The sequence below is a fragment of the Trueperaceae bacterium genome (assembly GCA_031581195.1).
GTDB lineage: Bacteria > Deinococcota > Deinococci > Deinococcales > Trueperaceae > SLSQ01.
This window is the reverse complement of the sequence record JAVLCF010000011.1, coordinates 22640-32157: the sequence shown is the minus strand read 5'-3', so window position 1 is coordinate 32157 and position 9518 is coordinate 22640. Positions and strand designations below refer to the sequence as shown.

Annotated in this window: 8 protein-coding genes; 1 reads left to right on the top strand and 7 read right to left on the bottom strand. The window is 70.9% G+C overall.

Features of this window, described 5'->3' with window-relative positions:
* Window positions 1–3951 (bottom strand): thrombospondin type 3 repeat-containing protein (locus tag RI554_02090; GenBank protein MDR9390803.1); only part of this gene is annotated, 3951 nt, incomplete at its 3' end.
* Window positions 3952–4202: 251 nt separating this feature from the next.
* Window positions 4203–4337 (bottom strand): hypothetical protein, encoded by a 135-nt coding sequence (locus RI554_02085; protein ID MDR9390802.1) that lies wholly within the window; start codon window positions 4335–4337, stop codon window positions 4203–4205.
* Between the two features lie 126 nt (window positions 4338–4463).
* On the opposite strand from RI554_02085, the gene ald reads away from it, so the two are divergent.
* Window positions 4464–5585, top strand: coding sequence for an alanine dehydrogenase (ald, locus tag RI554_02080; GenBank protein ID MDR9390801.1), 1122 nt, complete (start codon window positions 4464–4466; stop codon window positions 5583–5585).
* A 13-nt stretch (window positions 5586–5598) separates the two neighbouring features.
* Here the strand turns inward: ald and ruvA are convergent, their stop codons facing one another.
* From ruvA to RI554_02055, 5 genes are all read right to left on the bottom strand, one after another.
* Entirely contained in the window at window positions 5599–6225 is a 627-nt protein-coding gene (gene ruvA / locus RI554_02075; GenBank protein MDR9390800.1) for a Holliday junction branch migration protein RuvA, read from the bottom strand.
* Window positions 6222–7064: an alpha-hydroxy-acid oxidizing protein gene (locus RI554_02070; GenBank protein MDR9390799.1), complete on the bottom strand. Its 843-nt coding sequence runs from the start codon at window positions 7062–7064 to the stop codon at window positions 6222–6224. Before RI554_02070 ends, ruvA begins: the two co-directional genes overlap by 4 nt.
* 10 nt (window positions 7065–7074) lie before the next feature.
* The gene (locus RI554_02065; GenBank protein MDR9390798.1) at window positions 7075–7968 is read right to left on the bottom strand and encodes a DMT family transporter; all 894 of its coding nucleotides are present in this window, start codon (window positions 7966–7968) and stop codon (window positions 7075–7077) included.
* Window positions 7965–8732, bottom strand: a complete 768-nt coding sequence (locus RI554_02060; GenBank protein MDR9390797.1) for an SDR family oxidoreductase — start codon at window positions 8730–8732, stop codon at window positions 7965–7967. Before RI554_02060 ends, RI554_02065 begins: the two co-directional genes overlap by 4 nt.
* 172 nt (window positions 8733–8904) lie before the next feature.
* Window positions 8905–9498 (bottom strand): TQO small subunit DoxD, encoded by a 594-nt coding sequence (locus RI554_02055; GenBank protein MDR9390796.1) that lies wholly within the window; start codon window positions 9496–9498, stop codon window positions 8905–8907.
* Between the last annotated feature and the right edge of the window lie 20 nt (window positions 9499–9518).

Here is a 9518-nt window from a genome sequence, read left to right as displayed (position 1 = left end):
CGGGTCGTTCGGGAACGCATCCCGCTCATCCGGCACGCCGTCCCCATCACTGTCCTTACTGCCCGTCGGGTCGTCGGGGTACGCATCCTCGTCGTTCGGGACGCCGTCCCCATCCCGGTCGTCATCCAAGGCATCGGGAACGCCGTCCCCATCCAAATCCGCCCAGTACTCCGGATCGTTCGGGAATGCATCCCGCACGTCCGGCACGCCATCCCCATCCGAATCCTGGTTCGCATCCGGCTCCAGAGGGAACGCATCCTCCTCGTTCGGAATGCCGTCCCCATCCATATCCGGATCCCGCACGTCCGGAACGCCGTCCCCATCCGTATCCTTGCTTGCGCCCGGATCGCGCGGGAAGTCATCCGCGTTGTCCCCCACGCCGTCCCCATCACTGTCCTTACTCTCCTCCGGGTCGCGAGGGAACGCATCCTCGTCGTTCGGAACGCCGTCGTTATCCCAGTCCGGATCGTTCACGTCCGGAATGCCATCCCCATCCATGTCCGGATCCAACGGATCCGGCACGCCATCCCCATCCAAATCCCCATGAAACTCCGGGTCCCTCGGGAAGTCATCCTCCTCGTTCGGAACGCCGTCCCCGTCCATGTCCGGATCCACGTCGTTCGGAATCCCGTCCCCATCGACGTCCGGATCGCCGTTGTTCCCCACCCCATCCCCATCACTATCCTTGCTTTCCCCCGGATCCCTCGGGAAGTCATCCTCGTTATCCCCCACCCCATCCCCATCACTGTCCTTACTCTCCTTCGGGTCCCGCGGGAACGCATCCTCCTCGTTCGGAACGCCATCCCCATCCACATCCGGATCCTCCGAATCCGGCACGCCATCCCCATCCAAATCCGTCTCCACCTGCGCGGTCAACACGTTGCTCGCCGCGTTGGGCAGTCCGGCCGGCGACGCCGCCACCCCCGACGGAACCCACACGCGAACCTCGCCGGCACCGAACGCATCCACCGTCACGCGGTACGCATCGCTCGACGACACCGCCGGGTCCTCCCCCACGTCCACCGCACTCAGCACCACGCCCCCACGCACACGCACGTCCGACCACCCGTCGAACCCCACGACCGGCTCCCGGAACCCCACGACGACGTCGAACGGCGCCGTGCGCGCAGGCCCCGCGTCCGTGAACGACAGGGTCGTCACCACCGGACCCTCCGGAACATCCACCACCACGACCCGAACCGGCAACCGCGTGACGTTCGACGCCTCGTCGGTCGCGACCACCGTCACCTCGTACGTCCCATCCCCGTTCGCGTCCGCGGGAACCTCGAAGTCCGGCACGGCACCCTCCACGAACGCCACCGTCCCCTCCGCACTCACCGACAGGGCCTCCACGTCCGGCCCCTCCAACGCAAACCTCACCTCGTGCTCGTCCACCGCCACCACCGACCCCACCCCAGCCCGATTCTCCGGGACCCGCACGCCCTCCGGATCCAACGCCACGTCCGCGCCACTCACCAACGACAACAAAGGCGCCGAACCATCCACCACCCACGTCACCTCCGCATCTACGGGAAACGACGCAGGATCAGCAATCGAATTCCCCCGCGTGTCCGAAACGGTCACCACATCCGCAAACCGCAACCCCAACGACCCGTCGAACGACCCCACGTCCGACCCCGACGCCGTCACCACGAACGACGACGCCACCCCGGACGGCGACACACTCACCACCCCCACATCCAAATCCGACGGCGTCACCGACACATCCACCGGCGACACGTCCAACGCGAAATCCTCCGCATCGACCGGCGACACGACCTTGTTGAACCCCACCCGCCACGCCACCAGGTCCCCCAACGCAGGAGACACGGGACGCCCCACGGCGTCCCCCTCCAACACCACCTCCGTCACGAACGGCACCACCCCATCCACCTGCACCCCACCCAGCGAAGGCACCGACGACACGTCCCGCACCAACGCATTCCCCGCACGATCCACGAACGACGCACCCAACAACGCCGTCACCTCGACCCCGTCGAGATCCTCATCCCCCGCCACCACCGAGTACTCGAACGCCTTCACGGTCGCCGTCGACGCCCCTGGATCCACGACGGCCTCGACGATGCGCGCCCCCTCCGACGTCGACAACGCCACCTCCAACGACGGGTCCATCGACCCGTCGGACACCGACACCCCTTCGCTCGCCAGGAACGTGAACGGCAACACCTCACCGATGGCGTACACCGCATCGTCCGGGACACCGAACGACGTGATCGTCGGCACCACCCCATCCACACGATGATCCACGGCATTCACAATCGGCGCAGAGATCGACTCCCCCACCGAAGCATCGAACGGCTTCCCCGTCACGTTCCCCACGTACGCGAAGTCGTTCATGTCGAACGCCTCCGCACCCACCGACACCCCGTCCTCGTCCAACTGTCCCTCCACCACCTCATGCACGAACTCCAGGAACAGCGCTCCCGCCCCATCCGTACCCGACCCATCGAAGACCATGTCCACGACCTCACCCCCGACCCCCAACCGCAGGACCGGAGCGACGTCGCCATCCGCCAACGCCGCAGTCGTGGCCCCCTCCGAGAACGTGACGCGCGCACGAACCACGTCCCCCACCCCGTACCAACCATCCGTCGCGGTGCTCGCGAGGTCCACGCCCGCCACGAACGGCGACAAATCGGCGGCCGTCACCTCGAAGTCGATGGGTTGGCTGTTCTTGGACGTCGTATCCAGCGCGCCCTGCTGATTCGCCCGCACGACGGAGTCCGTGGGGAGGCGCAAGCTGAAGGTGCCCTCCTGGCGCGGCGTGACGGATACGTCATACACGTCGGACGGAACGCCATCCGATGGTGAGACGCTCAACGAGACCCACGCGTCGCGATCCCCGACGACCGTCCCCTCTTCGACCACCTCGAACGCGCCGGCAGGCACGAACGCCGGACGATCCAATGCGATCCGCACGACGAACTGTCCCGACACCACCGCCGACGACACATCCGAAGACGACACGTTCTCGCCCGCCGGCACCGTGAACGGATCCACCTCCGCCAACGAAGGCGACAAATCCACCTGAATCGTCTGCGTCTCCGCAAAATTTCCGACGAACGTGCTGCCGACCTGACAACGCGAATCGTGCACCGCTCCCGCCGGCACCGAAAGCGTCACGGTGCCCGATGCATCCGGCACGATCTCCGACCCTTCGAAACCGATGAACCTGTTCGCAGAACCCCCCTGCCAGTTGGCACTAGCGTCCGACGCATCGTCGTAGGCTTCCACCACGTCCACCGCGGACGCAACGGTGGGAGGGAGAAGACCCGCAGGCGACCAGGAGTCGAGCCTCAGGATGCCGGGATTGGCAGGAACGTTCTCGGACGGGACACGGTTGAAACGCACCGCAGGCGTGAACGCCCCGCGTACGGCGCCACCCTCGACGCGTTCCGCCACCGCATAGGCGTCGGCCTCGAACGTGGGGCAACCAAAGTCCACCCAAAGCTCATCCGGAACGCCAGAGTAGTCGACATACTTCATTCGGTACGTATAGCCCTTGCCAAAATCCGTGATGTACGAGGAAGCCCCCGACAGATTCGTCCCGTGCCAGTGACGCACCGGAGTGTTGCTTGGAACTGCGCTGACGTCGGAGGTCCCATTGTAGTTCCACAGGGTGCTGACGGAACCACTGCCTGCTTCCTTTTCGATGCCGAATTGATCGGAACTTACGCGCCCATCGTATTCGACGCACTGGTTGGTCTCGGCATCGCCATAGAGCGAGCGAAACGCCCTTGCGCCGATGGGCGGACCACTGAAGTCCGCAGCGGTATCGCACACCCGCTTCCACGTGATCGAGCCGAAATTGCCGGTCTCCTGGCCAACCGTCGATTCCGCCGACGCCATGCCTCCGGCGGTCAGAACGGAAACCGTCAGCAAACGAAGTGGGGCAGAAGACCGGCGGAGAGAGACCAGGAAACGCTGCATGGTCCCAAGACTGGCCCTCTACCGTTTCACGCGCATGTCAGTGGGGCGCGTCAGGACTGGGAGCTCACGCGAGGAAGCGCAAGGCGTGCTCTGCGAAGCGTCACCACCGAAAAGCCACGCACCCGTCGTGCCGGCTACGACATGCCACTACGCCCGAGCGCCACGCACGTAGCCGCAGCTCGGAATTCGGCCTGCCGTGAAGGACGGCAGGCCGAACGAACCTCACCCCCGAACGACGACGTTCCACACCCTCAGAACGCCACCTCCAACCGCAACGACGCCCCCAACTCCTGCACCCCACCCTGCTGCCGATACGACACGCCCGACCCCACCACCGCACCCGACGCCCCCATGGCAGGTGCAGGGCCGGTTGCGACGCCCCGCACGCCCGAGCTTCGACGCCGTTCGGCGGCGATCGTGGCGCCGGACGCCGTCCTTGCCGTCCGCGCGGTGGGCACCTGCGGTACGCTTCCCGATACCGAGACCTGCGTGAGGGAGAAAGGGGCGACGTCGTGGACATCGGAATCCCCAAGGAAACGAAGCGGCACGAGGACCGCGTGGCGGCGACGCCCGCGGCCGTCACCACCCTCGTCGGCGCGGGGCACCGCGTCCGCATCGAGACCGGGGCGGGTCTCGGCAGCGGCTACGACGACGACGCCTACCGCGCCGCAGGTGCCGACGTCGTCCCGACCGCGGAGGACGCCTGGGCGCCCCACCTGGTGCTGAAGGTCAAGGAACCCACCCCCGCGGAGTACCCGCACCTCCGAAGCGACCTGACGCTGTTCACCTACCTCCACCTCGCCGCGGACGTGCACCTCACCCGAGCGTTGCTGGAGGCCGGCACGACCGCGATCGCCTACGAAACCGTGCAGGGACCGCGCGGCGACCTTCCGCTCCTGACGCCCATGAGCGAAGTCGCGGGCCGCATGGCGCCGCAGGTCGGGGCGTACCACCTCGAGCGGTTCCTCGGGGGGCGCGGCGTGCTGCTCGGCGGGGTGCCGGGCGTCCCCGCCGGGAACGTCGTGATCCTCGGGGGCGGGGTGGTCGGGACGAACGCCGCGAAGGTCGCCGTCGGTCTGGGCGCGCGCGTCACGCTGCTCGACGTCGACCCACGCCGCCTGCGGTACCTCGACGACGTCTTCGGGGGCCACGTGGACACGGTCATGAGCAACGACGGCACGATCGCGGAGGCGATCACGGAGGCGGACCTGCTGATCGGGGCGGTGTTGATCCCCGGCGCGCGCGCCCCGCGGCTCGTGCCCCGCGACGCGCTTCGGACGATGAAACCGGGCGCGGTGATCGTGGACGTCGCGGTGGACCAGGGCGGCTGCATCGAGACGAGCCGCCCGACGACGCACGACCGCCCGACGTACGTCGAGGAGGACGTCCTGCACTACGGGGTGGCGAACATGCCGGGGGCCGTCCCGAACACCTCGACGCGGGCCCTGTCGTACCAGACGCTTCCCTACGTCCTCCGCCTCGCGGGAGAGGGGATCGACGCCCTCCGCGGCGACGAGGGGTTCCTGGCGGGCCTGAACACCCACGCGGGTCGCCTGACGCATCTCGGGGTGGGGGAGGCGTTGGACCTGCCCGCGATCGCGCCTGGGCGGGCGCTGGAGGCGGGCCCCGGCTGACGCCGGCCTGGGCTCACCGCAACTTCGCGAGCGCCGCGCGGATGAGGGCCTCCGCGGGGGCGTCGGGGTCGTCCTGCGCCAACTGCGCGACGTGCGTCTTGACGTTCGCCTCGCGGTACCCGAGCGCGATGAGGGCCTGCACCGCGTCCTCCGCTTCGGGCCCGAAGCCGGCCGCCGCCGCCCGCGGGGCGGCCGGGGTGCCGTCCTCCCCCTCGGGACCGGCCACGGTGAGCAGCAGGTCCTCCGGCATGCGCGCCTTGAGGTCGAGGACGATGCGTTCCGCCGTGCGTTTCCCGACGCCGGGCGCCGCGGCGAGGAGGGCCGGGTCGTCGTTCGCGACCGCCGCCGCCACGACTTGCAGCGGCAACGCCGACAACACCGCGAGCGCCAGCTTCGGGCCGACGCTGGACACGCCGATCAGCAGTTCGAACGTCCGCAACGCGTCGCGGTCGTCGAACCCGTAGAGGGTGAGGGCGTCCTCGCGCACCGCGAAGTGCGTGTGCAGGGTCAGGGGGTGCCCGACCTTCGCGCGGGCGGCGGTAGCGGCGGGGACGAACACCTCGAGGCCGACCGCACCGGCCCGCACGACGAGGCTCCCGTCGCGGACCTCCTCCACCACGCCGTCGAGGAAGGCGATCACGTGCCCTCGTCCCACAACGGCGCGAAGACCGCTTCGTACCCGACGTCCTCGAGCGTCGCGCACCCGGTGAGGCGCATCGCGTACCGCAGTTCCGCATCGAGGCGCCGCACGTCGATGCCGGGGTCGGGCAGCACCGCCTCCGCGCCGAGCGCGAGGTAGCGAAACACGTCCACGCCGTCGCGGACCGGCCCCCCGACCCACACGCCCACCATGCCGGCGACGGCGTCGAGGACCTCCGGGAGGACCTCCGGAGCCGACGGGCCCGCGACGTGCCGCCCGACGTCGGACCGCACGACGATGGCGTCGAGGCCGGCCTCCGCCGCGACCTCGGCGTCGGCGGGGCTGGCGATCCCGTCGAGCCACAGCGGCCGACCGAGCGCCGCCCGGAGCTCCGCGAGTTCCTCCCGGCGGCGCGGCCGCCACGGTTCGGTGCCGTGCGGCGCGGTGTCGGCGAGGGGCGTGAGGTCCAACAGCACCGCGGCGGGGGCGCGCGCTGCGACGCGGCGGACGGCGGGCACGAGGTCGCCCATGCGGCCGGCGGGGAGGCGGACGACGAGACCGTCCGCCTCCCCGCCGCCGTCGTGCGTCGCGGCGCCGTCCGCGTCGCCCCCGTCGGGGGGCGCGTCGTGCGCACCGAGAACGTCGCTCGCTTCGATCCGCACGAGCGGCCACCGGGGACCGGTGGTCCGCCACGTCTCGCGGACGGGGACGAGGGGAGCGGGGAGCGCGACGTCCGCGACGCGGGTGGCGGCGTCCGGCGTCTCGACGTCGTGCAGGACCCTCGGGAGGAGGGCGTGCCCGTCGAGGGCGGCGAGGTCGGGGGGGACGTCGCGTCGCATGGATCGCATGCTACCGCGCGGCCTTCGCGCCGCGGACGGTGCCCGCCCGGGAGGCGATGGCGACGCCGGCCAGGACCGCCGCCACCCCCGCCCCCTGGACCGGGGAGGGGGTCTCGGCGAGCAGCAGCCAGGCCCAGAGGACCGTGAGGACCGGCTGCATGAGGAGGATCACCGACGTCTCCAACGCCGGGAGGCGGGGGAGGGCGTACAGGATCGCCATCCAGCCGACCGCCTGCGGACCCACGCCGGCGAGGACGAGCCAGACGTGCGCCGGCCAGGACGGCGTGAGGTCGAAGCCGGGATCGAGGGCCAGACCGGAGGCGAGCGTCACGAGCGCCGCCCCGAACGTCGCGTCGGCGAGCATCCCGGCCGGTGCCCCGGCGCGGGTGTTGAGCGCCCGGAAGGCGAGGAGGAACGCGGCGTACGTCACGCCGTTCGTCAGCCCCCACGCCACCCCGCGCCACGGGGCGTCCCCGAACGTCGCCGCCCCACCCAGGCCGCTGGTGGCGGTGGCGCCCACCAGCACGAGACCGACCGCGACGAACGCGGCGCGGGTCGGGCGTTCGCCCTGCCAGGCCCAGGCGGCGAGCCCGACGAACACGACCTGGGTGTTGCCGAGGACCGTCGCGAGGCCCGCACCGATCGCGTCGATGGCGAGGGTCCACTCCAGGAACGCGAGACCCATCAGGCCGCCGGCGAGCGTCGCCAGAAGGCGCTCGCGACGCGGGCGGCCCGGGGTCGCGGGACGGAGCCACGCCCAGGCGACGAGGAACGGCCAACCGTAGGCGGGTCGGAAGAAGGCGTTCGTGGCGGGGCTCTGCCCGGAGAGGGCGAACAGGATCGCGCTGAACGAGATGACGACCGCCCCGAACGCGGCGACCCCCCGCACGGCGGCGGGCGTCACGAACGCAGGTACGACGCGCCGTTGACGTCGAGGATCGAACCGGTCGTGAAGGCGCTTTCCGGGTCGGCGAAGAACAGGGCGGCGTGCGCGACGTCCTCGGGGCGCGCCACCCGACCGAGGGGGCTCTGCGCCCGGATCGCGTCGCCGGCCGGTCCGGCGAGGCGGTCGGCGGCGAGGTCGGTCTCGACGAAACCGGGCGCGACGACCCCGACGAACACGCCGTGCGGCGCGAGCTGCTGCGCGAGGCTCTGCGCAAGGGCGTTGAGGCCGGCCTTGCTGGCGCCGTAGGCAGGCTGGTCGGGTTCCCCGCGAAACGCGCCGCGACTGGAGACGAACACCATCCGCCCCCCACCCCCGTCGATCATGTGGCGGCCGGCGGCGTAGGCGACGTGGGCGGCGCCCACCAGGTTGACGGCGAGGATCCGCTCCCACGCGGCGCGCCAGGCGTCGTAGCCGTCCTCGTCGATCCGGTGGCGCCCCCCGACGCCGGCGTTGTTGACGAGGACGTCGAGGCCTCCGAGGACGTCGGCGGCCTCGTCGACGGCGCGGGGCGCGGCGTCGGGGTCGGCGACGTCGGCCCGGACGAGGACGTGCGGACCGTCCGGGACGGGGGGTAGGGCGTCCAGGGCGGCGCGGGCGGCGTCGTCGTTGGCGCGGTAGAGGATCGCGACGCGCGCCCCCTCCGCCGCGAAGCGTTCGGCGGTGGCGCGGCCGATGCCGCGCGACCCGCCGGTGATCAGGGCGCGCGCGCCGGTCAGGCGCACGGGCGTCGGGCGGGTCGGGACCCGCGGAGCGCGGACACACGGTGGCGATGCATGCCTGGGAGGGTACCCCGGCGACCGTCGCGCGGCGCCGTCCCACCCCGGGGTGTCCCGCGACCCAGGCGCGCCCCCGACCGTCGGTCGGGGGCGCGCCTCGCCTGGGCGGGGGCCGAGGTCAGGGGGTGCCGGCGGGGGCGGACGGTGCGTCGTCCCCGCCGTCGCGGCCGAAGTCCCCCCGGGGCGCGCCGATGCGGGGCAACACCCAGTAGTCCAGGCCGTAGTAGCCGGCGACGCGCCAGGCGAGCACCAGCCAGGTGGCGAGGATGAACATGACGGGGTTGCTGGAGAGCGTGCCGGCGAGAAGGAACGCGACGTTCATCATCCCACCGAAGAACGCGCTGATGCCGGTCAGGAACCCCACGATCAGCGCGAGGCCGACGGCGACCTCCCCAAGCGCGACCAGGTGACTCATCAACGCCGCGTTGGGCAGGAAGAGGTTCTCGATCATCCAGGCGTACCAGCCGGTCACCGAGGGTTGCTCCCCACCGGCGCGCGCCAGGGCGCCCTGGAGGTATCCCGACACGGCGCCGCCGGCCTCGGGGCCGACCCAGCCGCCCCCGAAGACCTTGCCCCATCCGGCGGTGAGCCACGTCCACCCGACGTAGATGCGGACGACCGCCCAGAAGGGTGCCATGGCTTTCGAGGCGAACAGGAACTTCGTGACGTTCGGTTCGGGGTAGTGGCGGGGCGATGCGGCTTGCGTGGTCATGCGAATCCCTCCCTCTCGTG